The 26,605-nt window shown below is 70.8% G+C and carries 20 protein-coding genes; 13 read left to right on the top strand and 7 right to left on the bottom strand.

Going from position 1 to position 26,605, the window contains the following annotated elements:
* Window positions 1-108 precede the first annotated feature (108 nt).
* The 4 genes from ABD437_RS28660 (at window position 109) to ABD437_RS28645 (ending at window position 7,078) form a co-directional block, all read left to right on the top strand.
* On the top strand, window positions 109-951 hold the full coding sequence (locus ABD437_RS28660; protein ID WP_344652046.1) for an NUDIX hydrolase: 843 nt from the start codon (window positions 109-111) through the stop codon (window positions 949-951).
* Window positions 948-1,703, top strand: a complete 756-nt coding sequence (locus tag ABD437_RS28655) for an MBL fold metallo-hydrolase (RefSeq protein WP_344652045.1) — start codon at window positions 948-950, stop codon at window positions 1,701-1,703. The genes ABD437_RS28660 and ABD437_RS28655 overlap by 4 nt, the downstream gene beginning before the upstream one ends.
* The gene (locus ABD437_RS28650; RefSeq protein WP_344652044.1) at window positions 1,700-5,203 is read left to right on the top strand and encodes an adenylate/guanylate cyclase domain-containing protein; all 3,504 of its coding nucleotides are present in this window, start codon (window positions 1,700-1,702) and stop codon (window positions 5,201-5,203) included. Before ABD437_RS28655 ends, ABD437_RS28650 begins: the two co-directional genes overlap by 4 nt.
* 66 nt (window positions 5,204-5,269) lie before the next feature.
* Window positions 5,270-7,078 (top strand): serine/threonine-protein kinase, encoded by a 1,809-nt coding sequence (locus ABD437_RS28645; RefSeq protein ID WP_344652043.1) that lies wholly within the window; start codon window positions 5,270-5,272, stop codon window positions 7,076-7,078.
* 71 nt (window positions 7,079-7,149) lie between these two features.
* On the opposite strand, the gene ABD437_RS28640 is transcribed toward ABD437_RS28645, so the two are convergent.
* Window positions 7,150-7,824: a Crp/Fnr family transcriptional regulator gene (locus ABD437_RS28640; protein ID WP_035847775.1), complete on the bottom strand. Its 675-nt coding sequence runs from the start codon at window positions 7,822-7,824 to the stop codon at window positions 7,150-7,152.
* Window positions 7,825-8,052: 228 nt separating this feature from the next.
* Between ABD437_RS28640 and ABD437_RS28635 the strand changes: the two genes are divergently transcribed.
* The 8 genes from ABD437_RS28635 to ABD437_RS28600 all read left to right on the top strand — a co-directional run bounded on the left by ABD437_RS28635 (window position 8,053) and on the right by ABD437_RS28600 (window position 14,003).
* Window positions 8,053-8,991: a serine/threonine-protein kinase gene (locus ABD437_RS28635; RefSeq protein WP_344652042.1), complete on the top strand. Its 939-nt coding sequence runs from the start codon at window positions 8,053-8,055 to the stop codon at window positions 8,989-8,991.
* Entirely contained in the window at window positions 8,984-9,739 is a 756-nt protein-coding gene (gene nth, locus ABD437_RS28630; protein ID WP_344652041.1) for an endonuclease III, read from the top strand. The genes ABD437_RS28635 and nth overlap by 8 nt, the downstream gene beginning before the upstream one ends.
* On the top strand, window positions 9,736-10,320 hold the full coding sequence (locus ABD437_RS28625; RefSeq protein WP_344652040.1) for a TlpA family protein disulfide reductase: 585 nt from the start codon (window positions 9,736-9,738) through the stop codon (window positions 10,318-10,320). The genes nth and ABD437_RS28625 overlap by 4 nt, the downstream gene beginning before the upstream one ends.
* Window positions 10,321-10,444: 124 nt before the next feature.
* Entirely contained in the window at window positions 10,445-11,158 is a 714-nt protein-coding gene (locus tag ABD437_RS28620; protein WP_425558277.1) for an NUDIX hydrolase, read from the top strand.
* 76 nt (window positions 11,159-11,234) lie between these two features.
* On the top strand, window positions 11,235-11,627 hold the full coding sequence (locus ABD437_RS28615; RefSeq protein WP_344652039.1) for a cupredoxin domain-containing protein: 393 nt from the start codon (window positions 11,235-11,237) through the stop codon (window positions 11,625-11,627).
* Window positions 11,628-11,672: 45 nt separating this feature from the next.
* The gene (locus ABD437_RS28610; protein ID WP_344652038.1) at window positions 11,673-12,854 is read left to right on the top strand and encodes a MarP family serine protease; all 1,182 of its coding nucleotides are present in this window, start codon (window positions 11,673-11,675) and stop codon (window positions 12,852-12,854) included.
* A complete protein-coding gene (locus ABD437_RS28605) occupies window positions 12,847-13,593 on the top strand; it encodes an SseB family protein (protein WP_344652037.1) in 747 nt (248 codons plus the stop codon). The genes ABD437_RS28610 and ABD437_RS28605 overlap by 8 nt, the downstream gene beginning before the upstream one ends.
* The gene (locus tag ABD437_RS28600) at window positions 13,590-14,003 is read left to right on the top strand and encodes a hypothetical protein (RefSeq protein WP_344652036.1); all 414 of its coding nucleotides are present in this window, start codon (window positions 13,590-13,592) and stop codon (window positions 14,001-14,003) included. The genes ABD437_RS28605 and ABD437_RS28600 overlap by 4 nt, the downstream gene beginning before the upstream one ends.
* On the opposite strand, the gene ABD437_RS28595 is transcribed toward ABD437_RS28600, so the two are convergent.
* The 5 genes from ABD437_RS28595 to eccCa form a co-directional block, all read right to left on the bottom strand.
* A complete protein-coding gene (locus tag ABD437_RS28595; RefSeq protein ID WP_344652035.1) occupies window positions 13,954-14,688 on the bottom strand; it encodes a hypothetical protein in 735 nt (244 codons plus the stop codon). The two genes, ABD437_RS28600 and ABD437_RS28595, sit on opposite strands and share 50 nt — an antisense overlap.
* Window positions 14,689-14,747: 59 nt before the next feature.
* Window positions 14,748-15,587 (bottom strand): type VII secretion protein EccE, encoded by an 840-nt coding sequence (locus ABD437_RS28590; RefSeq protein ID WP_344652034.1) that lies wholly within the window; start codon window positions 15,585-15,587, stop codon window positions 14,748-14,750.
* Between the two features lie 2,391 nt (window positions 15,588-17,978).
* On the bottom strand, window positions 17,979-19,676 hold the full coding sequence (locus ABD437_RS28585; protein WP_344652033.1) for a WXG100 family type VII secretion target: 1,698 nt from the start codon (window positions 19,674-19,676) through the stop codon (window positions 17,979-17,981).
* Window positions 19,677-19,687: 11 nt separating this feature from the next.
* A complete protein-coding gene (locus ABD437_RS28580; protein ID WP_344652032.1) occupies window positions 19,688-20,272 on the bottom strand; it encodes a hypothetical protein in 585 nt (194 codons plus the stop codon).
* A 64-nt stretch (window positions 20,273-20,336) separates the two neighbouring features.
* Complete coding sequence (gene eccCa / locus ABD437_RS28575) at window positions 20,337-24,290, bottom strand: type VII secretion protein EccCa (protein ID WP_344652031.1); 3,954 nt, start codon at window positions 24,288-24,290, stop codon at window positions 20,337-20,339.
* A 98-nt stretch (window positions 24,291-24,388) separates the two neighbouring features.
* Between eccCa and eccD the strand changes: the two genes are divergently transcribed.
* Window positions 24,389-25,753 carry a type VII secretion integral membrane protein EccD gene (eccD, locus tag ABD437_RS28570; protein WP_344652030.1) on the top strand — a complete coding sequence of 455 codons (1,365 nt, stop codon included), beginning with the start codon at window positions 24,389-24,391 and terminating at the stop codon, window positions 25,751-25,753.
* Here the strand turns inward: eccD and ABD437_RS28565 are convergent.
* Complete coding sequence (locus ABD437_RS28565) at window positions 25,685-26,575, bottom strand: SUKH-3 domain-containing protein (RefSeq protein WP_344652029.1); 891 nt, start codon at window positions 26,573-26,575, stop codon at window positions 25,685-25,687. The two genes, eccD and ABD437_RS28565, sit on opposite strands and share 69 nt — an antisense overlap.
* Window positions 26,576-26,605: the final 30 nt, after the last annotated feature.

Here is a 26,605-nt window from a genome sequence, read left to right as displayed (position 1 = left end):
GTGTTCTCCGCGGTGGCGCCCCGTCACAGCTGGCACCGTACTCCAAGACGGCACCTCGGATCGCCGACAGCAGGTCGACGACCGGCCGGAACAACCTACGATGCGTTCATGGTTTCCGGAGTGCGCGACGCCGCCACCACGGTCCTACTCCGGGACGCTCCCGGTGGCCTGGAGGCGTATCTCATGGTCCGGTCGACGCGGCTGTCCGCGTTCGCCGGTCTGACCGTCTTCCCCGGTGGCTCGGTCGACCCCGGCGACCACGTCGCGGACGGGCTCTGGCGTGGCCCCGATCCCGCGCAGTGGCCGCTCTCGGCCGACCCCGGCCTGTCCCGCGCGCTGGTCACCGCGGCCGTGCGTGAGACGTTCGAGGAGATCGGCGTCCTGCTGGCCGAGGGCGCCTCGTTCCCGTCCGCGGCCGAACTCGAGCGTGACCGCGCCGCGCTGGAGGATCACCGGGTCACGCTGCCCGAGCTGCTCACGGCACGCGGGCTGGTCATCCGCACCGACCTGATCCGGCCGTGGACGCACTGGATCACCCCGGAGGCCGAGAAGCGCCGCTTCGACACCCGCTTCTTCGTCGCGGGCCTGCCGGCCGGTCAGGACGCGCAGCAGCCGTCCGGCGAGGCCACCCGCGGGTTCTGGCAGTCACCGGCCGCCGCGCTCGCGGCCGTCGAGCGCGGCGAGTTCGGCATGCTGCCGCCGACCGCGTCGACGCTGTTGGGGCTGGTCGAGTACGGCACGCTCGCGGACGTCTTCGCTGCCGCCGGGAACCGCACGATCCGGCCCATCCGGCCGGTCTACCGCGGCGACGCCGAGGGCCCGCGGCTCACGTTGCCGCCCGAGTCGCGCGAGCTGCTGCCCGAGGGCGTCACGCCGGAGTTCATCGCGGGTCTGATGTCGGGCATCGCCCGGCACGGCCGTCCACCGGCGGTCGAGGGGGAACAGCCGTGACGCTGCCCGACTGGGTCCCGTCCTGGGCGACGCTGGTCCGTGCCGACAACCCCTCGCCGATGACGCTCGACGGCACCAACACCTGGGTGCTGCGTGCGGCGGGCTCGGCCGGGTGCGTGGTCATCGACCCGGGGCCGCTGCTGGAGCCACACCTCGAGAAGGTGGCCGGCTACGGCCCGGTAGTGGCCACGCTTCTCACGCACGGCCACCCCGACCACGCCGAGGGGGCCGCCCGTTTCGCCGAGATGACCGGCTCGGACGTGCTCGCGCTCGACCCGCGGCACGGTCAGCCGCTCGTTCCGGACGGCGAGCCGCTGGACGTCGCCGGCCTGAGCCTGCGGACATTCGGCACGCCGGGGCACACCGCGGATTCGGTGTCGTTCGTCATCAACGACGAAGCCGTGCTCACCGGCGACACGATCCTGGGCCGGGGCACGACCGTCGTCGCCTGGCCCGACGGCATCCTCGGTGACTACCTCACCAGCCTCGAGCGGCTGCGCGGCCTGGGGAACATCCCGGTGCTGCCCGGCCACGGGCCGGTGCTGCCCGACGCCGAGGCGGTCGCCGCGTTCTACCTCGAGCACCGCGCCCAGCGGCTCGCCCAGGTCGAGGCCGCGGTGGCGGCCGGCGCGTCCACCCCGATGGAGGTCGTCGAGACCGTCTACGCCGACGTCGACCGCTCCGTCTGGCCGGCGGCCGAGCTCTCCGTGCGGGCCCAGCTCGACTACCTACGGGCGTCTGGCCGACCATGACCTGTCCGGTCTGCGGCACGGTCGCGGTGCCCGGCGCGCGGTACTGCCACCACTGCGGTACGCGCTTGCCGGACGTCGAGCCGACCGGGTTCGCGACCGAACGTCGTGTCGTCACCGTGCTCTTCGGTGACCTGACCGATTTCACCGCCTGGTCCGAGGACCTCGACCCGGAACGGGTGGGCCGGCTGACCGACCGGGTGCTGGCGGCGTGCGCCCAGGCCGTCACCGCCTTCGGCGGTCACGTCGACAAACTGACCGGCGACGGCATCATGGCCGTTTTCGGCGCTCCGGTCGCTCACGAGGACGACCCGGAGCGCGCGGTCCGCTCGGCGCTGGCCATGCAGCGGGCGGTCAAGCGGGTCATCGAGGACGAGCTGGGCGGCGGACGCCGGCTGGGCCTGCGGGTGGGCGTCAACACCGGTGAGGTCGTCGCCGGGGTGCAGGCCGCGCTCTCCTACACGGTCATCGGCGACACCGTGAACACCGCGGCCCGGCTCTCCGACGCGGCCGGCATGGGCGCGGTCTACGCCGGGGCCCGGACCCAGCGCGCGACTCGGGACCGCGCGGCGTGGCGTCGGCTGCCGCCGTTGCGGTTGAAGGGCAAACGGGCGCCGGTCGAGGCGTACGAACTCCTCGGCCTGCGTGACGCGCCGGGTATCCGGCCCGGTCTGGGCGACGAGGCGCCGTTCGTCGGGCGCGAGGTCGAGAGCGGCCGGCTGCTCGGCCGGTTCGCGGAGGTCGCCGAGGAGAACGAGCCGCGTGTCGTCGTGGTCACCGCCGAAGCGGGCGCGGGCAAGACCCGGCTCTCGGCCGAGGTCGCGCGGATGGTCGGCGACTCGTTCGGCGCCCGCGCGCTCTCCACGCGCTGCCCGGCGTTCGGCGAGACCGGCCGGCTGGCGCCGCTGGCCGACCTGGTGCGTCAGGCCTGCGGCGTCGAGGCGGACGAGCCCGACGACCGGATCGCCGAACGCATCCGCCGGGTCGCCACCGACCTGCCCGACCCCGGGCTGGGCCCCGGCGGCGTCGAGGTGCTGTTCGACCTGGTCGACGTCGAATCCGACGTCGACGCGCTGACCGGCGTACCGGGCATCTCGACCGCGGCCGGGCGCCGGGCGCGGGTGCCCGAGGTGATGGCCGCGCTGCTGGGCGGGCTGGCCGTCAGCGAGCCGGTGCTCGTCGTGGTGGACGACGTCCACAACGCGTCGCCGGAGACGCTCGACGCGCTCGGTGGCCTCGTCGACCGGCTCGACGGCGCGGTGCTCGTGCTGCTGCTCGGGCGGCCCGAGCTGGTGCGTACGCACGGCCTGCTCACCCGCCTCGCGGGGGCCGAGCCGCTGCCGCTGCCGCCGCTGACCGGCGCCGCGGTCTCGCGGCTGCTCCGGTCGTACCTGGGCGGGCCGCTGGACCGGGCCGACGAGACGCGCCTGCTCGCCACGGCCCAGGGCAACCCCTTCTACCTGGCCGAGCTGGTCTCGCTGCTGGTCGAGCAGGGCCGGCTCACCGGAGGTGCGAGCGGGTGGCGGCTCGCGCCGGGCGGATTCCGCGGCCGGCTGCTCTCGTCCGACCTGGCCGCCGTGCTCACCGCACGCATCGACGCGCTGCCGACGTACCCGCGGGCCGTGCTGCGTGACGCGGCCGTCGTCGGGGACCGGGTGCCGGCCGGCGCGCTGGAGGAGCTGCAGGGCAGCCGACGCGCACCGGTCACCGTGACGTCCGACCTCGACCGCGCGCTCGGCGACCTGATCAGCCGACGCATGCTCCGGCGCACCGCGAGCGGCGGCTACGGCTTCGTCACCGCGTTGATGCGTGAGGCGGCCTACAGCGGCATCGGCCACGCCGACCTCGCCGCCCGGCACGCCCGGATCGCGCGCTGGGCCGACTCCGGCCCGATCCGCGGCCTGTCCGACGTGGAGCATGACGAGTTCGTCGCCCGGCACGCCGAGCGCGCGCTGCGCCTGGCCGACCAGATGTCGCTGCCGCCGTCGCACGAGGCCCGGCGGGTGGCGGCGATCGGCGTGGCGGCACTGCACCGGCTGGCCGAGCGCACGATCGCGGTCGGGGAGCCGGCGCGGGCGTTGCGGCTGCTGGACCGGGCACTCGCGCTGCCTCCTTCCCGGGGCGCGGTCGGCGCCGACGATCTCCGGCTCCTGCGAGCGCGTGCGTTGCTGGCCAGCGGCCGTACCGAGGAGGCCCGCTCGCTGGCTTCCTCGGTGGCCGGGGGCGACGGCCCGGTGGCGGTGGCCGCGCTGCTCGTCAAAGGCGAGGCGCTGCGTGCCGGTGGGGAGACGCGCGCGGCCGTCGCCGCGTGGAGCCTCGCGCTGCGCAAGTCGCGCGCGGCGGAGCTGCCGCACTGCGAGAGCGAGGCGCTGCGCCGGCTCGGGATGCTCGACTACCTGGGCGGGCGGCTGCCGCTGGCCGAGCGTCGGTTCACCGCCGCGTACCGGGTCGCGTCGGCGTGCGGCGACGGGCCGGGCACCGCGTGGGCGCTGCAGCACCTGGCGTGGTCGGCGACGACGCGCGGCGACTTCGCCCGGGCCGACCGGGTGCTGGAGGAGGCACGGGCGGTGTTCGCCCGGCTCGACGACCCGGCCGGGCGCTCCTGGGTACGCGGGACGACCGCGTTCGTCCGTCTGCTCGAGGGACGCCTGCACGAAGCGCGCCGACTGGCGGAGAAGTTCGTCCCCTACGCCGAGCGGGTCGCCGACGGCTGGGCGGTGGCCGCGCTGCGCATCGTCGACGCGTTCGCGGCGGCCGAGCTCGGCGACCTGACCCACGCCACCCAGCAGGCCGACCTCGCGCACGCCGCGTTCCTCACCGGGCACGACCCGTGGGGGGCCAGCCTCGCGCTGACCGTCCGCGGCGTGATCGCCAGGGGCATGGACCGGCTCGACGACGCCGTCGAACTGCTCAGCGAGGCGCTGGAGATGGGCGCGCAGGTCGGGCACCCGCTCACCGCGGGCATCGCGTTGACCGTGCGCGGCTACTGCTACCTGGCGTCCGGTGAGCTGGCCGCGGCCGAAGCCGACGCGGTGCGCACGCTGGAACTCATCGAGCCGCTGGAGGTCGATCCGTCCACCCGCGTCGGGCCGCTCGTGCTGCAGGCGCAGGCGCGGCGGCTGTCCGGTGACCGGGACGGGGCGCTGGAGCTGCTGGGCGAGGTCGTGAACGATCCGAGCGGGCCGTCGCTGCTGTTCCCGCGCAGGCAGGCGCTGGCGCACTACGCCGGCGTGCTGCTCGAGGCCGGCAAGTCCGAGGAGTCGCTCGAGTGGGCGCGCCGGGCGTCGCAGGTGCCCGCGGAGGACGTCCGCAGCCGGGTCGTCTCCCGGCGGGCGTTGGCGGTTTCGCTGGCTGCGACCGGTGCGTTGCCCGAGGCGATGGCCGCCGCGGACGAGGCGGTTTCGCTCGCTTACGGCACCGAACAGGCGTCGGAGCGGGCCGCCACCGATACCGTTCGTGACCGAGTTGCCCTAGCTCACGCACTGGAGCGACCGTCGGGTTAGTTAAGAGCAGCTATGGCGAGGCAGCTCACGGCCCATCGTTAGCGGGAACTCGGTACGGTCGTCCACGTGCGAAGTGAGGCGTCCGGAACCCAGCCGGCATCCCCGGTGGCCGGTCTGTCCGATCTGTCAGTTTTGGCCCGTGGTGGTTACTCAACCGTGTACCGCGCGCGCCAGGACTCGATCGGACGCGAGGTCGCGCTCAAAATCGACACCCGTGCCCTGCAGTCCGAGCGCGATCGCCGTCGTTTCGTCCGCGAAGCCGAGTCGGCCGGCCGGATGTCCGGGCACCCGAACGTCGTCAACATCTACGACGCCGGGGTCACCGAGGACAACCATCCGTACCTGGTCATGGAGCTCTGCACCGGCGGTTCGTACGCGAGCCGTCTGCGACAGCAGGGGCCACTCTCCCCGGTGGAGGTCCGCGACGTCGGCGTGAAGATCGCCGACGCGCTGCAGGCCGCGCACGACAACGGCATCCTGCACCGCGACGTGAAGCCCGGCAACATCCTGATCAACCGGTACGGTGTGCCCGGCCTGGCGGACTTCGGCCTGGCCGCGCTGCCCGACCCGAGCCGCGAACTGTCGGTGACGATCGAGGCGCTGACGCCGGCGTACGCGCCGCCGGAAGTGTTCCGGATGGAGCCACCGTCGCCGCTCGGTGACCAGTACGCGCTCGGCGCGACGCTGTACGCGCTGCTGCAGGGGCGTCCGCCGCGGTGGCCGGAGACCGGCACGCCGAGCCTCGCCACGATGGTGATGATGCTCGACGAGCCGATTCCCGACATCCCGGGGATCCCGGCGAACCTGTCGGCCGTGCTGCGGCAGGCGATGGCCCCGTACGCGGAGGACCGGTACCCGACGGTGGGCGAGTTGCGTGACGCGCTGGCGTCGCTCGACCTCGAGTCCGACACCGGGTCGCGGCACGCGTCGTTCGGGGGCACGCCGCCGGTGACCCCGTCCTCGGGCGGCCCGTCCGGTGGGCCTTCGTCCGGTGGGCCCTCGTTCGGGATGCCTTCGTCCGGGGGGCCTTCGTTCGGAGCGACGTCCTCCGGTGGGGGGAGCTACAGCTCGCCGGGGACGGGGTGGCAGCAAGGGCCGCCCAGCCCCACCTCGGCGTTCTCGAGCAGCCCGTTCAGCCCGGTGCAGCAGGTCTCGGGGGGCTCCGGTGGCCGGCCGGCCGGTGGACCGCCCTACGGGCCACCGCACGGCTTCCACGCCCCCCAGCCGGTCAAGCAGGGGCTCTCGCCGCAGACCAAGCGTCTGATGGTCATCATCATCGCCGTCGCGACCGCGTTGCTGATCTGCGGCGTCGTCGGATCCGCCCTGCTGGCCGTCGTGGGTGACTCGGACACGAGCTCGGAATACTCGCCGGTGGAGGAAGAGACGCCGACCGGCCCCACGAGCGCCGACGCGACGCCGGCCCCCAGCCCGAGCCAGTCCGGTGAACTACCGGGCTTCCCGCTCGACGGGCTGCCGTCGGCCTCCGCCACCCCCGGCGCGTTCGCGAGCGCGTGCGAGGTGGCCGTGCTCGCGGCGAGCGGCACCTCCGCGCAGGCGTCGTGCCCGGCGAAGCCCGAGTGCTGGCGCGACCAGTCCGACGGCGGCATCCGGGCCCGTGGCTGCACGAACAACCACACGTGGGAGACCTACGTGATCGGGACGCTCTCGTCGAGCGCGACCGACGCCAAGGCGATCAGGAACGACCCGAACGTCCGGCTCCTGTGCTCGCCGGCCGTCCTGGAGGCAGCGCTCACGGCGACCGGTCAGGACGCCAGCGGGTGGCGGACGACCGTGTCGGCCTACGGCGCCTCGAAGTTCCGCTGCCTGGCCGGCAAAGGCACCGACGAGCTAAAGCAGGCCTACTTCGTGAAGTAGTGCACGGCCCGTCCAGAACGACGCTGCCGAGCGGGCGGCGTCGCCCTGGACGGGCTCCAGGTTAGAACTTCTCAGCGGGCGCGGCGGGAGAGGCGCTCGGGGTCGAGGAGCACGACGCTCTTGCCCTCGAGGCGGAGCCAGCCGCGCGACGTGAAGTCGGCCAGAGCCTTGTTCACGGTCTCCCGGGACGCCCCGACCAGCTGCGCGATCTCTTCCTGCGTCAGGTCGTGGGTGAGGCGCAGCGCGCTGCCCTCACGCGTCCCGAACCGCTTCGCGAGCTGCAGCAGGTTCTTCGCGACGCGACCGGGCACGTCGGTGAAGATCAGGTCGGCGAGCGCGTCGTTGGTGCGACGCAGACGCCGGGCCAGCACCCGCAGCAACTGCTCGGCGATCTCGGGCCGGTTGGTGATCCACGGCCGCAGCGACTGCTGCCGCATCCGCGCGACCTTGGCGTCGGTGACCGCGACGGCGCTCGCCGTCCGCGGGCCGGGGTCGAACAGTGAGAGCTCGCCGAACAGGTCCGACGGACCCATCACCGCGATCATGTTTTCGCGACCGTCGGCAGCGCGGCGACCGACCTTGATTTTCCCGGACATCACGATATAAAGCGAGTCACCGAGCTCTCCTTCGGAGAAGATCGTGTGCCCCTTCGGGATGTCGAGGTACTCCAGGTGGGCCGCGAGAGCCTCAGCTGACTCCGGCTCGACCCCCTGAAACAGCCCTGACCGGGCAAGTACCTCGTCCATGACCCCACCTCCAGCAGCGGCCGATTGGCCTTGAGTCTATGGGGCGCGTGGGACGGGACAGGCAATGACCCGCTCCCGACTCCCTTGATCGTTTCGGTTTCCGCACTTTAGGGCATCGGAAAAAGACGGACGGATAGCCTGAAATGGTGGTGCTGTCCGGTGTCCGACTCGTGCGAGCGCCGGTGCACCGTAGGCTTTCAGTCCGGTGGTCGGACGACGGGAGGCCGGGTGGAGATCGCTTTCCCGGTCCCGGGGTACACGATGCTGTCGGTGCTGGGTAGAGGCGGTTTTTCCACCGTTTACCGTGCGCTGCAGGAGTCGATCGGCCGCGAGGTCGCGGTGAAAATCGACCACCGTGTTCTGCTCGACGAAGCCGACCGCGCCCGATTCCGGGCGGAGGTTCGCGCCGCGGGCCAGGTTTCCGGCCATCCGAACGTGATCGACATCCACGACGCCGGAATCACGGCCGACGGACGTGCCTATCTGGTCATGGAACTCTGCCCGGCCGGGTCGCTCGCCGACTACCTGCGTCAGCACGGTCCGTTGCCGCCCGACCGCGTGCTGGACATCGGCGTCGCGATCGCGGACGCGCTGGCGGCCGCGCACCGGTACGGGGTGGTGCACCGCGACGTGAAACCCGCGAACGTCCTCTACGACCGGTACGGCCATCCCGAGCTCGCGGATTTCGGCCTGGCCGCCCGGTACGACCCCACGACCGAGTCGATGTCGACGTTGGAAGTGCTCACCCCCGCCTACGCGGCCCCGGAGATGTTCTGGTCGCGGCGCCCGACACCGGCGGTCGACGTGTACGGGCTCTCCGCGACGCTGTACGCGCTGCTGTCCGGGCATCCACCGCGGTGGCCGCTCGCGGAAGCGAACCCCACCGATGCCGAGATCGCGGCGCTGCACGCCGCGCCGATCCCGGGGATCGAGGGCGTGCCGGACTCGGTGATCGCGGTGCTGCGTGCCGGGATGGCCCGGGAGCCCGAGAAGCGCCTGCCCACGGCCGGTGTGCTCCGGGACGCGCTGCGATCCGCGCGTGTCACGGTCGGTGCGTCGCCGGACCGGATCTCCGACCCCGGCGCTCCCGGGGCCGACCACGATCTGGCCGATCAGCCCACCGCCCGCCTCCCGCGGCTACGCCCAACTGTCGGAGGGGATGGCTAGTCTTCTCCGCGTGACAGTTGCCGCCGCCCCCGAGAGCCCGCTGGCCTTGAAGCGCCGGGCGCGCCGGATGCACCGAATCCTCACCGAGACCCATCCCGACGCGCACTGCGAACTCGACTTCACGACGCCGCTGGAGCTGGCGGTCGCGACGATCCTGTCCGCCCAGACCACCGACGTGCGGGTCAACCTGACCACGCCGACGCTGTTCGCGAAGTACCGCACGGCGGAGGACTACGCCGGCGCCGATCGCACCGAGATGGAGACGATCCTTAAGCCCACCGGCTTCTTCCGAGCCAAGACGAACTCGCTGATCGGGCTGGGCCAGGCGCTGGTCGAGCGGTTCGACGGCGAGTTGCCGCGCACGCTCGGCGAACTGGTGACGTTGCCCGGTATCGGCCGCAAAACCGCGAACGTCGTGCTGGGGAACGCGTTCGACGTCCCCGGCATCACGGTCGACACCCACTTCGGGCGCCTGGTGCGACGGTTCGGCTGGACCGCCGAGGAGGATCCGGTCAAGGTCGAGCACATCATCGGCGATCTGTTCCCGCGCAAAGACTGGACGATGCTCAGCCACCGGCTGATCTTCCACGGCCGCCGGGTCTGCCACGCCCGCAAGCCCGCCTGCGGTGCCTGCACGCTGAAGGCGCTGTGCCCGTCGTACGGCACCGGCCCCACCGATCTGCCGGCGGCGGTGAAGCTGCTCAAGGGCCCGCGTGTCGACGAACTCGCCGCGATGGCCGGAGCATGAGGCGGGTCCTCGCCGTCGCGCTGGTGCTGCTGCTGGCGGCGTGCTCGGGCGGTGGCGGGGGGTCCGCACCGGCAGCGGCTCCGACGTCGAACGCGTTCGCGAACAGCAAGTTCGCCGCCTGCCCGGCGGCAGTCGGCGCGGTGCCCGGTGACAGCCCACTGCGGAGCGTCGAGCCGCTGTTGTGCATGGATCCGTCGGGCGAGCAGGTGACGATCGGCGCGCCGACGGGGCGTCCGGTGGTGCTCAACCTGTGGGGCTCCTGGTGCCCGCCGTGCGGGAAGGAGATGCCGTCGTTCGTCCGCCTCGCGGCTGCGGCGGGTGACCGGCTGAGCGTCGTCGGGGTCAACACGTCCGACGACGCCGCGCGTGCGGTCGCCGCGGCCGACGAACTCGACGTCCGGTTCGCGAACGTTTTCGACCGGGGCGAGGAGGTGCGGAGGGCGCTCGGCGTCACCGCGCTCCCGGCCACCGTGTTCGTCTCCGCGACGGGGGAAGTCGTCCACGTTTATCGCGGTACGCCGCTCACCGACGCGACGTTGACCGCTCTGGTCAGGCAACATCTCGGGGTGACGGTGGAATGACCGGGGCCGTCCGCGCCGTTGCTCTGCTCATGCGAAACCGTCGGCGACTGTGCGATGACGCGCCGCGGGGGCACTCTGGTGTGGTGACGACGCGAGAAGCGGTGCCGGAGTGAGCTTCCCGACCATAGGTCCGGACACTCCCGGGCATCCCGAACCCGGAGTCGAGAAGCTCCCGCCGTGGCTGCACCAGCTGGTGAACGCGTTGCCGCGTGTCCGCAGCGAAGAGATCTCCCGGTTCGTGCCACCTCCCGACGGGAGCGGCCGGCCGTCCGCCGTGCTGATCCTGTTCGGCGATGGGCCGGACGGGCCGGATGTCCTCCTGCTGCAGCGCGCGGCGACCTTGCGTAAACACGCTGGTCAGCCCGCGTTCCCGGGTGGCGCGACCGACCCGGGGGACGACGGGCCGGTCGGCACCGCGCTGCGCGAGGCCAACGAGGAGGTCGGTCTCGACCCGGCCTCGGTCCACGTGATCGGCGAACTCCCGCCCGTGCTGATCCCGGTCTCCGGCTTCGTCGTCACCGGCGTGCTCGGTTGGTGGGAGCGGCCGCACACGGTCGGCCCGGCCGATCCCGCCGAGGTCGCCACCGTCGCCCGGGTGCCCCTCGCTGATCTCGTCGACCCGTCCAACCGCTTCCGCGTCCGCCACCCCAGCGGGATCGCCGGCCCCGGCTTCGACGTCTGCGACATGTTCGTCTGGGGCTTCACCGCGGGTCTGATCTCGTTCGTCCTCGAGCTTGGCGGGTGGGCGAAGCCGTGGAACCGCAACTCGATGCGTGATCTGCCGGCGGAGGATCTCGCGCTGGCGATGCGGACACGTCCGCCGGACGCCGTCCGGTGACCTGGTAGCAGTTAGCTACGGTGGCCTTGTGCATTTGTCGCGTCGTCCCGGGGCTCTGACCCCACTGGCGGCCGTCGTGGTGCCGGTGATCGCCGCCGCACTCTCCGTGCTCGTCGTCGGCTCCTGCTCGAACGGCGGGCCGGGCGGCGAGGCACAAGAGTCGCCGACGACGATGGCGAGCGCGACAGCCGGCGCCGACGGGATCCAGACGATCACGGTTACCGGTGACGACCAGCTCCGTTACGAGCCGTCAGTAATCAGGGCCAAACCTGGCAAGTTGCGGATAACCCTCCGGACAATTGGCGGAACGCCCCACGATCTGGAGGTCCGTCCCGCCAAAATCAACACCGGCTTGGTTTCCAAGGACCAGGAACGGTCGATCGAGGTCACGCTCAGTCGCGGGCGCTATGACTTCGTCTGCACATTCCACCTCACGTCGAACATGGTCGGTGTCATCGACGTGAGTTGAGATATGAGTTAGCCCGCGACGTAAACCGCACCGGAAGGACCTCGAGTGGACGGAAGCCTCCTCGACCTCGCTTTGCTCGTCGGAATCGTGGGCTTCGCCGTGAGCGGCTACCGCCAGGGGTTCGTCGTCGGGGCACTGTCGTTCGTCGGGTTCTTCGGGGGAGCGCTGTTCGGTGTCCAGTTAGCCCCGGTCATCGCGAACCAGTTCGCGAGCCAGACGAGCAAAGTGGCGACCGCGCTCGCGGTCGCCTTCGGTTGTGCGCTGATCGGTCAGGTACTCGCCGTCGCGATCGGCAGCCGCGTGCGTGCCGGCATGCGTTCGTCCGGCCTGCGGGTGGTCGACGGCTTCGGCGGGTCGATCGTCTCGGTCATCGCGCTGCTCCTGGTCGCGTGGATGGTGGCGACGCCGCTCGCGTCGTCGTCCTCGCCGTGGCTCGCCGGGCAGGTGCGTCGGTCGGTCATCATCCCCGCCGTCAACGACGCCGTGCCCGACACCGTGCGATCGCTCTACGACCGCTTCGGTGACGTCGTCGAGCAGGGCGACTTCCCGCAGGTGCTGGGCCCGCTCACGCCCACCGAGGTGCGCCCGGTCGCCCCGCCGGACAACGCGCTGACGCGCTCGGAAGTGGTCCGGGCGTCCGAGCAGTCGATCGTCAAGGTCATCGGCCAGGCACCGTCCTGCGATCGCCGGCTCGAGGGCACCGGTTTCGTCTACAGCGACGGCCGGGTCATGACCAACGCCCACGTGGTCGCCGGCACCGAGGACGTCCAGGTGGAGTCCCTCGGCGAGAAGTTCCAGGCGAAGGTCGTCTACTACGACCCCAACGTGGACGTCGCCGTGCTCGACGTCGACGGTCTCGACGCCCCGGTGCTCAACTTCAACCAGCGGGCGTCCAGCGGCGACGACGCGATCGTCGTCGGCTACCCGGAGGACGGCCCGTACACCGCCACGGCCGCGCGCATCCGCGACGAGCGGACGATCAAGGGCCCGAACATCTACCAGTCCGGGCAGGTGACGCGCGAGGTCCTGATGTTGCGCTCGCAGGTTCGCAGCGGCAACTCCGGTGGTCCGCTGCTCGCCAAGGACGGCACCGTCTACGGCGTGGTCTTCGCCGCCGCCGTCGACGACAAGGACACCGGCTTCGCGCTCAGCGTCGACCAGGTCTCCGACGCCGCCGTGCAGGGCAAGCGCGCCACCGAGGAGGTCAGCACGCAGGGCTGTGACTGACGAACTGGGTGCCGCGCTCGCCGCGCTGCGGGACGCCGATCTCGTGGTGCCGGTGCCGCCTGTCGAGCCGTTGACGTGGGCGACGGTGTCGGTCTCGGGTCGGACGTGGCTGCCGGCCTTCTCGTCGGCGGAGTTGGTCGCCGAACCGTCGCGGCCGATCGCGCTCCGGCAGCTCGCCGCGTTCTGGCCGGATCCGAGGTGGGGGCTGGCCGTCGATCCGGGGTTGCCGTCGCAGCTGCTGCTGGAGGCGGGAACGGTGGCGAGGCTGGCCCGCGAGCCGACCGGCGGTGGCTTGCTGCAGATGGTGGTGACGTTCGACCAGGTGACCGGCTACCTCGGTGGCGAGGCCCTCGACATCAGCGGTTTCGCGCACGCCTGCGACGACGCTCGACTGCCGGGGTCTCCTGGTTCGTTGCTGGAAGCTCTCGGTCTTCCGGCTTCTGACGACGTCTATCTGCTGCGGTGGTTCTCGGTCGACCCGGCGCTGTACCGGATCCCGTACGGCTGGACCTCCGAGGCCGGAGCGGAAGCGATGTCGGGCTGGGTCGTCGAGCCGCCGCCGTTCCGTGGCACCGGTTTCGTGGCCGGCCCGGCGCTGGTGATCCGCGAGTACAAGGTGGACGGGCTGCTGCCGCCGCACGGGAGCGAAATCTTCCACCTCCCGGCCGACGGCCCCGAGCGGCGCATCGCGGTGTTCGACGCCGACCACCGGCGCTGGCTGATGGTGCGGCGCTCATGAACTACCGGGCGGTCTGGCAGGGCCAGACGTACGAGGCGTTCCCGGCACCACCGTCACCGGAGATCCGGCTGTACTCGGACGCCGCGGTGGACGGTTTCGAACTCGTGGGCGAGGGCCGGTGGCGCCGAGTGGTTCCGCTGTCCTCGGTGTCGCGGCTGACGTACGTGCGGGTGGTCGGGGTGTGGCGTGGTGAGCCGGTGCTGGTGCGCTCGTTCGCTGACGGCGGCTTCGCGTTGGTGGAGTACACCGGGGGCAACGCGGTGGTGGCCGAGAGGTTGGGGTGCGAGCGGGTTTTGAGGGGGGTCTATCGGGCTCGGGCGCGTGCCCTGGAGCTGGTGGACGTCCGGGAGGACGAGGTGGTCATCGACCTCGAAGAGCTGGCCCGAAATAGTGGTTCTCGACCGGCGTGATGTGGAGGTGCCCGGAACGGACGCGGTGACGATCCACGATCGTGAGGGTGGTTGGGGGTTGGTGGGGGCTGATTTTCTGGGGGATCAGGGCGGTTTCTTGGGGGGTGAGGGGTTGCAGGAGGAGGAGGTCCGCGTGGTCGATGAGGGTGGTTTCTCGAGGGGTTAGTGCTTCGCGGATCGTGAGGACGGTGGTCCAGGGGGTGGTGGGTAGGTCGGGTGGTGTCGGGGCGTCGTTGATGTAGAGAAGTGGTTGGGTGCGGTGGGCGGCTTCAGGGGTGGGTTTGTTTCGGGTGTCCTGGTTGGTTAGATCGGGTTCGCCGTTGTGGGTGGGCGGGACGGGCAGGCCGTCGGCGGTTTCCGAGTGGGTGTCGAACGGCGGGACGGGTAGGCCGTCGGCGGTTTCCGGGTGGGCGTCGAACGGCTGGATGAGTGCGCCGTGGGCGGCGATCGGTGCCCAGACGCGTGGGCGGGCCGTATTGACGATGACGTGTGCGCCGGTAGCCAGGGCGCGGTAGGCGATGAGCTGTGCACAAGCCGGAGAGCCGACGAATAACGCTCGGGTGTGAGCGGAACGAAAGAGGCGAACGCTGAGCGGTGCGCTCTGCTGATGACCGAGCACTACGCCGTCGCCACCGACTCGAAGGGACAGCGCCGAGCCGGAGCCTGAAACGACGTGCGTGGGCACGTGTCCCGGGGAGACAGCGGAGGCCGGCCGACGCTCAGCCAGCGGAGGTCGCCGCCGCGTCATCGGAGGAACGCTCCTAGCGGAAGGGTCGAAGCCACGCCGTGGACGTGCTCACCGTCCATCCGACGGAGCCGAAGCCCCCATGCCGCACCCGCCGCGTTCACGGCCGAGGCGGCTCGGTCGGCGTCGCGCTGAGTGGCCGCCACAAGCCGAACCGAGGCCTCGACCTCAACGCCGCTTTGGTCGCCGCTCTCGATGCTGGTGTTTGCTGCGCCGGCCGTGGCGTTGGCGTTGGCGCCCCGACCGACGCGCCGGATGCCGAGCGCCAGCACCGTAGGCACCCCCGCGACCTCCGGCAAGCGATCGATCACCGACAGATCACCGCTCGCGACCACCGAAAGCGTGACCGCAACGCAAGCAGGCGTACGCCAGTGCGCCCACTCCTCGACGATCGCCTCCCCGTCGTACCCGAGTTCCTCGATCGTGCCGGCAAGCTCCTGCGCCCCGAGCACGCGAGAACTGAACCCCGACTTGCCGAGCCGCCGCTGCGTACGACGTATCGCACCAGTAAGCGCGGCCCGAAGCTCGTCGACGTCGGAACCAGACCGATCGTTGGTGCGCACGGCCTGCAGAGCAACCCAGCCATGACGACGGGCGGGTATTGCTGAATCCGACACCGGAACGGTCTCGACCACGATCTGCGCTGTGATCGGCGGCTCCCCCACCTCGGCCATCGGCAGCAGCGCAAGAAGCGGCGGAAGCGGCGCCGGTGTATCGAGCTCCGGTTCGATCTCAAGCACGGCCGTGAGGCCGCCTTCATGAGCGATAACACCACCGGTGCAGTTCGGAAGGTCGATCTCGCCGATGCGCGCGCCGGGAGAGACGGCAGTGAGGACCAAAGGCTCGAGCTCATCGGTCCGTCGCCAGCTACGCCGACGGAGTGAGTAGCGGGCCGCCAACCCGAGCCACTCGTAGCCCCAACGACCCCGAAACCGAACTGCGGTGAGGCCAAGCGCGAGCCCTGAAAGGCCAGCGACCGCAACGGCGAGACCAAAGGGGCGGCCAATCGTCGCGACGAGCGCCGCAGCGATGGCCTGCCAACAGGCGATCTGCCCCAGGTGGACACGGACGTTTCGGGTGGTCGGTTTGCGTGGGGTAGTAGCCGCCGCCGCGGCAGCAGACGCCGCGGGGTGAGGAGCGGCGAGTCGACCTGAGCCGCGGTGGACTGCGGCGAGATGGGTTGAGGCAGCGCGGGCTGCGCCCGCTTGAGCTGCGGTCGCTCGAGCTGCGGTCGCTCGAGCTGCGGTCGCTCGAGCCGCGGTCGCTCGAGCCGCGACGGCATGGGCTGCGGCGGTGTGGGGTGCGGTGCCGTGCGCTGGGGCGCTGTGGGCTGGGGCGCTGTGGGCTGGGGCGCTGTGGGCTGGGGCGGTGTGGGGTGCGGCGCTGTGGGATGCGGCGGTGTGGGGTGAGGCGGTGTGGGGTGCGGCGCCATGGGATGCGGCGGTGTGGGGTGCGGCGCCATGGGATGCGGCGCCATGGGATGCGGTGGTGTGCGGCGCTAAAGCTTGCGGGACCGCGGCGCGCGGTGCGGTCGTGCGCGGGGCGGCGATCAACGGCGTTGCGGCGGCGTGAGGGACGGCTGTAGTGGCGCGGGCTGGAGCTACCACGCGACCGGTTGCGACCGGGCGGGCAACGCCCCCGGCCGCTGGAGCCGCCGTCGCTCCGAGCCGTGGCTGCGCCGGATGTCCGCCCACCGGCCCTGGCTGCACCACCGCGCGACCCACCGAGCCCGAGCCAGCACCTGCGCCTGCGCCCGCGCTTGGGTAAGTAGCCGGTTCCCGACGGGCTCCAGCGGCGGAATGCGGTCCCACTTCAGAACGCGCTTCAGCGCCGGGACGAGGCGCCACCTCCGACCGCATCTGAGCGTCGAGATTAGGTGCCACCTCCGACCGCATGTGAGCGTCGAGATTAGGTGCCACCTCCGACCGCATGTGAGCGCCGAGAGCAAGCGCCACTTCTGACCGCGCTCCAGCACCGGGATGAGGCGCCGACTCCATGCCCGCTCCAGCGCGTAGGTGGGGCACAAGATCTGAACGCGCCCCAGCGCTGCCGTGAGGCGCTGGTTCCGAACGTTCTGCAGCGCCGCGATGATGTGCCAACTGTGAACGCGCGCCAGAACTCAGATGAGGCGCCGGCTCCATGCGCGCCCCAGCGCTTGGGTGAGGTGCCAGGTCTGACCGCGGTCCAGCGCTGGAAGGAGGCACTGGTCCTGTGTGCACTTGGGCGCCGGGATGGCCTGCCGATGCGGGATACGCCGTAGCGCTGGCACGAGATGCCGCCTCCGGGTGCGCCCTAGTGGCAGAGCGCGGGTCTGAAGACACGTGAGCCGCCGGGCTCGAGCGCGATTCTTCGTCCGGGTGCACAACTCCGCTCGTGGGAGGCACTGAGTTCGCATGCGCCGCTGGGCTGGGGCGGGACTCCGATTCCGCCGGTGACACTGGCCAGGAACGCGGCGCCGAATCAGAACCCACCGCTGGGTGAGGCTCCAGCTCCCGCGACACCCCCGACCCGGGGTACGGCGCCGCGTAAGGGCGCGGAGCCGGATTGACGCCGGGGAAGGGCGCTGGTCGTTGATGGGGCTCGAGTGCGCGGGGTGCCAGCTCAGGGCGCTGCGGCCTCAGTTCTGGGCGGGGCGCCACTGCCTGGAAACCCATCTCCTGGTGGTGTCCGGTCTGGTGGGGGGCGCTCGGATGCGGCGCGCTCTGGTGCGGCGCGGTCTGGTGGGGCGCGGTCTGGTGGGGCGCGGTCTGGTGGGGCGCGGTCTGGTGGGGCGCGCCCGGATGCGACGCGGTCTGGTAAGGCGCGCTCGGATGCGGCGCGCCCTGGTGCCGCGCCGCCTGGGAGCGGGTGGCGGGATCGGGTTGCGCAGCTGCAAGCCGGTGAGGTGCCGGGACTTGGTCCCCACTGAGGTCTGATCGCAGAGCGGGAAGGACGGGCCCAGCGACAACCCCCGCTTGACCTGGTTGACCGAACGCAGTCTCCGAGTGGGCTGCCGCGGCTGGCAGTTGGCCGGGGGTAGTCGGCCGCATGGGCCACGTTGATGTCCCAGGTGGTGCTGAGTCTCCGCCGGGAGACGGGTCAGCCCCCGTAGGAGCAGACGCGGCAACGTCCCAACCCGGCGCCACCATGCCGAGGCGAGTAGCACCGGGCGTCTCCGCCGGCGATGGAGCGGCATGACGGCCACCGCTGGAACGCTCGGGCGTACTCGGATCGACGGTCATGGTCCCTCCTTACGATTCCGACGCTCGGCCGAGAGCAGGCCCGGCCGGCTGGGCAGCGGGAGCAGTCGGGCGCTCGATCACGGGAGGCGCCGACTCCGCCGGAGCGAACGACTCCTCCGGCATGGACACCAAGTCGGGGCCGGTACGACGGCCCTCCACGGCCGGACGGGTGTCGGGTGGCTGGATTCCGTGCGGAGCGGCTCGCCCGGTGAGTTCAGGAGCGGACGCCATGGCAGGAGCGGACGCCGCGAGAGGCGTCGAACCGCGGCGGCCTCCGAGCGAGGGCGGGGTTGGAGAGCGCGGGACGATCGCGGACGGATCCGCGCCTGGCTCGTTGGCCGTCGACCGGGCGCGCCGGAACTCGGAGGGCACGCTGCCGGACGTCGATATGGGCTTTAGTGGGTCACCGATTCGGCCGGGAAGGTGTGGCGGAGCTGCCTTGGGCAGTGTTTTTTCAGTGCGGCTCGAGCCGACCGGCGCGGATCGGCCGCCAAGGCGCGGCCCGACCGCGGGTGGAAGGGCGCCCGCGCGCTGAGTCAATCCTTTTCGCGGGACACCAGGCATCCCACGGGTGCGGCCCGGGAGGGCGGGCACAGCGGGCTTGCCTGGGCCCCGTCTTCCCTGACCGGAAACCGGCGGCACGGTGGGGCGAGCAGCCCGGGGTGCAGTGCGACCAGGCAACGCCGGTAGCGCAGGCGCCGAGGCCGGCCGGGCGATGGGCGTACTTCCCGGCGCGATGGGCGGTCGAGCCCCCAGAACTGGGGTGATGGGCGGTCGAGCAGCCAGGACCGGGGCAGTGGGTGGCCGCGCTGCCAGAACCGGAACGGCCGGGGGCCGTGCGCCGGGTAGCGCGGGCGGGCCCGGCAGTGCGCCCGATGGTGCCTCGACCGAGGGAACCGTTGGGGGCGCGACGACCGGAATCGCGGGCGTGGCGGGCTTTACTGCGGGCAGACCGGGAGCGCTGGGGAACGTCGGCCGAACGGACTTGAACGTGGTCGGACCTTTGAACTTGCCCGGCAGCGTGATCCCGGTCGTCGCCGCCGACGAGAAGTGGTCGGCGAGCTTCTTGACCAGCGGAAGCGCCAGAGCGGTGTACTTCCGGTCGATCTCGTCCTGCGGCACTGAATCGCGCGCCCAGCGGTACAGGAATCCGCCGTCGGCGATCGAGTTGCTCTCGCTCAGCATGCCGACGAGGTCATTCAAATCCTGCCCGGTGATGGCCTGGGCATCCTTGTCGCGTTTGGCGCGCTCGTTCGCCGACTCGGTGAGCCAATCCTGGTAAATACGCCGCACCTTCGGCTGCGTTGTTCGCACGTCGTCGGCGAGCCGACCGATCGTTGCGGCGTTGGTGGACGCGGCCTCGATCCATTGATCGAGCGAGAACAACGAGCCACCGACCCGCTCCAGGAAGGCCCGGGATGCCTCTCCGGTCCACTGCGGAGCCAGCCGCCCACCCGCGCCGCTCAGGCCGTTCTTGGCGCTGGTGAGCTGCGTCGAAAGCGTTCGCCAGCTGCCGGCGAGGTCGGCGATCTTGGTGGCGTCGAGGCCTTCGATCATCGGCCAGAGCACGCGGATGTGCGCGACCTTCACCTCGTCGGTGAAGTCGGTGGCTTGCTGCAGGTGCGTGGTGCCTTCCGGCACGTAGGTGTCGTGCTCCGCGACGCGGACGCTGCCCGGCTCCCACGTGTAGCCGTAGTAGTCCTCCATGTCCCCTCCGGTCACAGTTGGAAGGGCCGGTTCTTGTACTCGGCGGAGTCCGCATCGGGAACGTCCGGGCCGCCGCCCGGGAGCTTGGGGCGCTCGCCCCGCTCCGGTGCGCCCGCGTGGTGCCCCGTCAGGTCATCCGTCGCCTTTTTCGAATCCGCCGGCTTCTCCTCGTGCGACTCGGCGGCCGGCTGCGGATCTCCGAGTTGCGGCACGAATGCGTCCGCGACCTGTTCGATCGTGGCGCTGCTCAGCGCGTCACCGTCGCTGTACTGGGTGGCGATGCCTTCGGCGGCCAACCCGAGCGAGACCAGGCCGAGGACAGCGTCCCCGGCGAACCGCCCGGCCGCCTGGGCGTAGTCGGCCATCAGGCGGCCGAAGTGAACGGCCTCGCCCAGCGGAGCCACCGGGTAGGTGCCGCTGCCCGTTCCGGTTCCCATGAACCCCAGAACGTGCTGGGACATCGAGGCCGCGAAGTTATTGCCGAGTCCGGTCACCAGGTCGTCCTGTCCGGTCGATTTCACGTCTGCGCCGAACCGGCGTAGCGCCGGCAAGCTGGCGCGGACGGTCTCATCGCGGTCAGCCATGACGCTCCCCATTTCTGCTGTCGCTGAGCGTGCGGATTTACCACGGTTGACCCATGCCGCAGGTTCACGGAGGGCGTCAGCTGGACGGCGGAAGCCATCCGAGCTGGATCAGCCGGGAGCCTTCTTTTCGGGTCACCAACCAGGCCCGCCCGGGAGGCAGCGCCTGCGGGCGGACGTTGCCGAGCAGGACACCTTCGTCCCGGTCGCCGGACATCACGAGGCCGGACGAGCCGAGCTCACGCAGACGCAACAGGAGTTGGTCGTAGAGAGCCCGCCCGGCCCCGCCGCTTCGCCGGGCGACGATCAGATGCAGACCGATGTCACGGGCCTGCGCCAGTAGCTCGAAGAGCGGGCTGAGCGGGTTGGTCGACCCCGACGACACGAGGTCGTAGTCGTCGACGAGGAAATACAGGTCCGGACCGCGCCACCAAGTGCGGTCACGGAGTTGCTCGGGGGTGACGTCCGGCCCGGGGAGCCGGTTGCGCATCACGGTGGCCACCTCGTCGACGATCTGCTCGGTGACCAGCGCGGAGGAGCCGTATCCGATCAGATGGTCGGGCGAGACCGCGTTGAGCAGCGTCCGGCGGTAGTCGACGACGATCAGCCGAGCTTCGTCGGGCGCGTGGGAGTCGGTGATTCTCCGGGCGAGCTGGCGCAGGAACGCGGTCTTGCCGGCCTCGGAGTCGCCGAACACCAGGAAGTGCGGGTCGACGGTGAAGTCGATGGAGACCGGACCGAGGTCGGCCTCCGCGATTCCGATGAGTGTCCCCGGGCCGCTGAGCGACGCGTAGGGCACCTCGGCCGGAAGCAAACGGACGGGGGGAGCCGTCGGACCCGACCAGGCATTCGCCAGGTCCTGCACGAGCTTCGCCACGCCGTCGCTCAGGTCGGCGATTTCCGACCGGCTGTCCGCACGCGGAAGTGCCCCGAGGAAATGGAACTTGTCGGCGGTGATACCTCGCCCGGGCGTGCTGTCGGGAACGTTCAGCGCGGTACGGCGATCCAGGTAGGAGTCCGCGGGCTCACCGAGGCGGAGTTCGAGGCGCGTACCGAGGACGTCACGCAGCGCCGGTCGGACGTCCATCCACCGCGAGGCGCTGATCAGCACATGGATGCCGTACGAGAGGCCACGGTTGGCCAGGTCGGTGACCTGGGCTTCGAGCTCCTCGAAGTCGTTGCGGAGCGTCAGCCAGTTGTCGACCACCAGGAAGACGTCACCGAACGGGTCGTCGCCGAACTCGCCTTGCCAGCGCCGCCGCCGGTAGGTGGCCATGCCGTCGATGCCGTACCGGGCGAATCGGCGTTCCCGATCGAGCAGGAGGGTTCGCAGCTCGGCGACGGTTCGACGTACCTGGCCCTGCTCCAGACGGCTCGCCACTCCACCGACGTGCGGAAGGTCGCGCAGTGCGGCGAGGGCCCCGCCGCCGAAGTCGAGGCAGTAGAACTGTGCTTCCTGCGGCGTCTGGCACAGCGCGAGCGCGGCGACGATCGAGCGCAGCAGCGTGCTCTTGCCGCTCTGTGGCCCTCCGACCACTACGGCATGCCCCTGACTACCGGAGAAGTCCAGCGTCAGCAGGTCGCGGCGCTGCTCGAGCGGACGATCGACGAGGCCGACGACGGCCCGGAGCGCTCCACGGCGAGTGGGGTCGGTGACCGTCAATCCCCGGCCGGGTTCCACCGCCAGCGGTGGGAGCAACTGGTCGAGCGTCGCCGGTTCGTCGAGCGGCGGGAGCCAGACCCGGTGTGCCGGAACTCCGCGGCCATGCAACCGCTCGACAAGGATGTCGAGCAGGCTCTCTCCGACGCCTTCGTCAGGGTCCGGAGCGGGTGCTTCGATCGCGTCCTGCTGCTCGCCGCGTAATGGTTGGTAGGCCGTGGAGAACAGCCGCACCGGCGTGCTCTCGACGCTCGGACTCTTGGCGCGGCGGCCGCCCTCACGGTAGACGCCGGAGACGTACGCGCCACGGAAGCGCGTCATCTCCTCGGTGCCGAACTTCAGGTAGCCGTGGCCAGGAGCGCGGGGCAGTTCGTACGCGTCGGGCACACCGAGAACCACGCGGCTCTCCATCGAGGAGAAAGTCCGCAGACCGATGCGATAGGAGAGGTGCCCGTCGAGCCCGCGGAGACGGCCTTCCTCGAGACGCTGGGAGGCGAGCAGCAAATGGACGCCGAGTGAGCGACCCAACCGGCCGATCTGCACGAACATGTCGATGAAGTCAGGCTTGGCGCTGAGCAGTTCGCTGAACTCGTCGCAGATGATCAGCAGGCTCGGCAGCGGATCGAGCGGAGCACCCGCGGCCCGGGCCTTCTCGTAATCGCGGACCGACTCGTACTTGCCGGCGGCCCGGAGCACTTCCTGGCGACGGCGGATCTCGCCATTGATCGCGTCGGTCATGCGATCGACCAGCGGCAGTTCGTCCTCCAAGTTCGTGATCACCGCGCTGGTGTGCGGCAGCCGATCGAGCTTGGTGAACGTCGCGCCGCCCTTGAAGTCGACCAAGACGAAGTTCAGCAGTTCCGACGAGTGCGTGGAGGCGAGAGCGAGCACGAGCGTGCGCAGCAGCTCACTCTTGCCCGAACCGGTGGCGCCGATCAGCAGACCGTGCGGGCCCATGCCGTCCTGCGCCGACTCCTTCAGATCGAGCTCGACCACGGCGCCGTTCTGCCCGACGCCGATCGGAACCCGGAGCCGTTCGCGGCTCGGCCGGGGACGCCAGGCGTTGACCGGATCGAACTGCCGGGGCTCACCCAGATTGAGGAGTTCCGCCAGCTCCATCTCCGCGGTGAGCGGACGTTCGCCGCGGGTAACCGCGGAAAGCCGCAGCGGAGCGACATGTCGCGCCAGCGCTTCGGCCTGCGCCGCGCCCAGATCATCGGCGGTGCCGATGTCGGCGTCACCCTCCATCGTGGTGCTGCGGAGCCGGCCGGCCCGATCGACGTCGAGCACCAGCGCCGAGGCGTCGAGCAACCGGGGCGGCGGGGCCGCCAGGTCAATGAGCGTGACGCCTTCGATGCCGGTATCGGTGGCCAGATGATCGGACCCAGCTGGATCGGCACCGTCGAAGAGAACAACCAGATGTGGCGCCACTTCCTGGCCCGCGCCGGTCGGGTTCCAGCGAGGTCGACCGGAGAGCAGGTCGTCGAGCATCGCCTCCGCGGCCACGACGGTCGGGGCGACGAGCCGTACGGGCCCGAGCGCATCCGTGCGCTCAGGGTGCTGCGCGTGCGGGAGCCACTTGACCCACTCCCAGCGGGCCATCCGGTCGGGTGCGGCACAAATGACCACGCGCATGTCGTCCGGAGCGTGGAAAGTAGTGACCTGGGCCAGCAACGCACGGGCCAGCCCGTGCACGTGGTTGTTGTCGCCCCGTAGATAGATGCGGGCGAAGCCGTTCAGAGCCAGTGCCACTGGCATGTCGGGAACTACGGCGTACGTGGTGACGAACCGGCGGAGAGCCTGGGCGCAGAGCGGCTCGAGATCGTCGGACGCGGTGATCGCCGGAGGGACCATCGGAGTGGCCAGATCCTGCGGGCCGATACCGATGCGGACGACTCCGAAGTCGTCGTCAGCGGGGCGGCGTTCCCAGAGGCGGAAGCTCGACACGGTGGCCCACAGCGTGGCCGGCTCCGGATGGCGGTAGAACATCGCGTCGCGCTGCGTCTGCACGGCGGTGCGGGTGCGTCGGCGCAGCTGGGCCAGGTGACGCATGTACTCGCGTCGCTGCGACGCCATCTGCTGCTTGCCCGGCTGCCCGGAGTACGACCCGAGTTGAGTGCTGAGCATGCCGATCGCGGAGAGGCCGAACAGGCCGCCGGTCACCCAGCGCAGCGTGCTGCCCGCGCCGCCGGTGCCGGCGAACATCAGCGCCATCGCCGCGGACCCGGCGAGCATCGGCAACATCATCATGGCCTGGCCCCACGCGCGGCCGCTGGGCGGCGGGATCGCTGGAGGCGCGTCCAGGATCAGCTCGCCCTCGGGGAATCCTGGCGCAGGGCGGCGCGGTGGCCGCTTGACGATGACCGTGCCCACCGATCCTCCCTCCGTGTGATTCTGGTGTCACCTATCGTAAAGAAGTGCGGTGACGGGCGTCTCGCTCGTGAACAGGGTTGTGGATAAAGGAGCGTCCGGTGTCGACAACCAGCGCAGACGGGCTCGCTCGGATCACGCTCGCCGCGCCACGCCGTCGCGTCGACCTCGCGTTGCCGGAGGCGCCGTCACTGGCGGAGCTGCTTCCGACCCTCTTACGTCACGCCGGCGAAGGGCTGGCCGACGACGGGCAGGCGCACGGCGGCTGGTTGCTCCGGCGATCGGACGGCGGGCCGTTGGACCCGGAGAAAACCCTGGGTGAGCAGGGCATTCGCGACGGCGAGGTGTTGCACCTCGTGCCGCAACGCACCGAGTGGCCCGAGCTGGATTACGACGACCTCGCCGACGCCGTGGCGGCCGGCGCGCGTCGGCAGGGGCGGGCGTGGTCCCCGGCGGCCACGCGACTCACCGGGCTGATCTTCGCGGCGTCGCTGTTCCTGTTGGGGCTGGTCGCGGTGCTCTCCGCGGGTCCGGCTTCCGCGGTGGGTGCGGTGCTGCTGGCCATGGCCGTCGCGTTCGTCGGCATCGGTGGATTGCTGTCGCGGGTCCTCTCCGACTCGGTCGCTGGTGCGATTGTGTCGATCGTGGGCCTGCCTTATGGGTTCGTCGGCGGCGCGGTGCTGGCGTCCGGGTCCACGCGGATGGGATGGCTCACCACTGAGCAGGTGCTCTTCGGCTCGGTGTGCCTCCTGGTGGTGGCGGCGCTCGGCTACTTGGCGGTCGGCGATGTGGGGTGGGCTTTTGTCGGCGCTTTCGTGACCGGGTTGTTCGGCGTGCTGGGCGGCGGTTTGCCCGGAACTCCGCCCCGAGGGGCGGCGGCCGTGGTGGTGGGGGTCGCGCTGCTCGTCGTTCCGATGTTGCCGCTGGTGGCGATGCGGATGGGTCGGGTGCCGCTGCCGACGTTGCCGCGGTCGGCGGACGAACTGATGGCGGACGTGTCGCCAGGACCGAGTCGCCGGGCGGTGTACGCGGCCGTGGCTCGAGCCGACGACGTGCTGACGGGAGCGCTGCTCGGGATCGCTGTCGTGATCGGCGTGGGGTTCGTGGTGCTCGCGCGCACTCGTGACGTCACGGCGGCGGTGCTCGTCGGGGTGGTCGCGTTGGCGTTGATGCTGCGAGCGCGCCTGCTGGCGACCGTTCGGCAGCGGGTGCCGCTGCTGGTGGCGGGGGTTGTCGGGGTGGGGTGCGTGACGCTGTTCGTGCTGGACGCGTCGGTGGGGCCATTGGTGTTCGTGGGGGTGGGGGGAGTGGCGTTGGCGGCCGGGGTGGTTTACAGCCGGCGGCCGCCGTCGCCGTATTTCGGTCGGCTGGCTGAGTTGTTGGACGTTGCGCTGGTGCTAGCCGTCGTCCCGTTGATCTGTGGAGTGCTGGGCCTCTTCGGCTACGTCCAGTCCCTCGCCGCTTGACGGACCCCTCGTAGTCGCTGGATCAATGGGCTCCCCCGCGAAGTCGGTGTAGTGGATCTGCCCGTCTCTTCCTACCCACGGCAGAATGCGATCATCGCCTTGTAGCGCTCTGACCAGCGCCCAGTCGAAGGTCTCGCCTAGCAGATAGTGGCTGTGGCCCGCTTCGCTTGCGTAAAAGACGCGTCCATCCTCCGACATGAGAATTTCCGTGTTGAAGGGTGAGATCATGGCACCGATTGGTGTAATGGCTTGCCCAATCTTCGAATCCAAGCCGCCGACCAAGGCCATATCGGGATCAAAATCTGCTGGCTGCATCGCCCACGTGACCCAGCCAGGTCGATCGATCACCAGCCCGCCGAATTCGCGAAGAACCGCCCTCGTTTCGTCCACGACACCGAATGTCGCCCGAGGTCGTGCCGGCAAGCCGCCTAGGTGTAGGGCAAACCGGTCAATATCCTCGTCAGGTATAGAGCGACCAGGATGCCAGCCCGATTTCCGCAAATAATCCTCGATATCTGTCGGAAATCGCCTCATCTCAGTCCCCCGGCTTCGCGCGATGATCTCCTCTACCGGCAGCGGCGGCCAACTGGTGACCTTCCCCGTCACCCGATCCACCACCACCCGCGCATCCCCAACCCGATCCGGCAGCACCCCCGCCACCGCATCAGCCACCCCCCGAAAAGCCACCCACCCTTCGTCGAACTCCCGAAGCTCGACGACATCCCCAGGCACCCCGAGCCACCGAGACGCCAACTCCGCAGCTTCATCGCGGCTGACGATGGCTCCTCCCTCCCTCGCGAAACCAACCACCCCAGTCTCCACCTCGGCCGATCCTCGCGATTGCCGGTTGTC

The organism is Cryptosporangium japonicum, assembly GCF_039524755.1.
GTDB lineage: Bacteria > Actinomycetota > Actinomycetes > Mycobacteriales > Cryptosporangiaceae > Cryptosporangium > Cryptosporangium japonicum.
Note: the sequence above shows the minus strand (reverse complement) of the source record. Positions and strands in the feature narration are given on the sequence as shown.

Coding starts and splice junctions, on each gene's coding strand:
- ABD437_RS28625 (WP_344652040.1), top strand. CDS start 9,736: ATGAGGCGGGTCCTCGCCGTCGCGCTGGTGCTGCTGCTGGCGGCGTGC.
- ABD437_RS28600 (WP_344652036.1), top strand. CDS start 13,590: ATGAACTACCGGGCGGTCTGGCAGGGCCAGACGTACGAGGCGTTCCCG.
- ABD437_RS28585 (WP_344652033.1), bottom strand. CDS start 19,676: ATGGAGGACTACTACGGCTACACGTGGGAGCCGGGCAGCGTCCGCGTC.
- ABD437_RS28580 (WP_344652032.1), bottom strand. CDS start 20,272: ATGGGGAGCGTCATGGCTGACCGCGATGAGACCGTCCGCGCCAGCTTG.
- ABD437_RS28660 (WP_344652046.1), top strand. CDS start 109: ATGGTTTCCGGAGTGCGCGACGCCGCCACCACGGTCCTACTCCGGGAC.
- nth (WP_344652041.1), top strand. CDS start 8,984: ATGGCTAGTCTTCTCCGCGTGACAGTTGCCGCCGCCCCCGAGAGCCCG.
- ABD437_RS28640 (WP_035847775.1), bottom strand. CDS start 7,824: ATGGACGAGGTACTTGCCCGGTCAGGGCTGTTTCAGGGGGTCGAGCCG.
- ABD437_RS28650 (WP_344652044.1), top strand. CDS start 1,700: ATGACCTGTCCGGTCTGCGGCACGGTCGCGGTGCCCGGCGCGCGGTAC.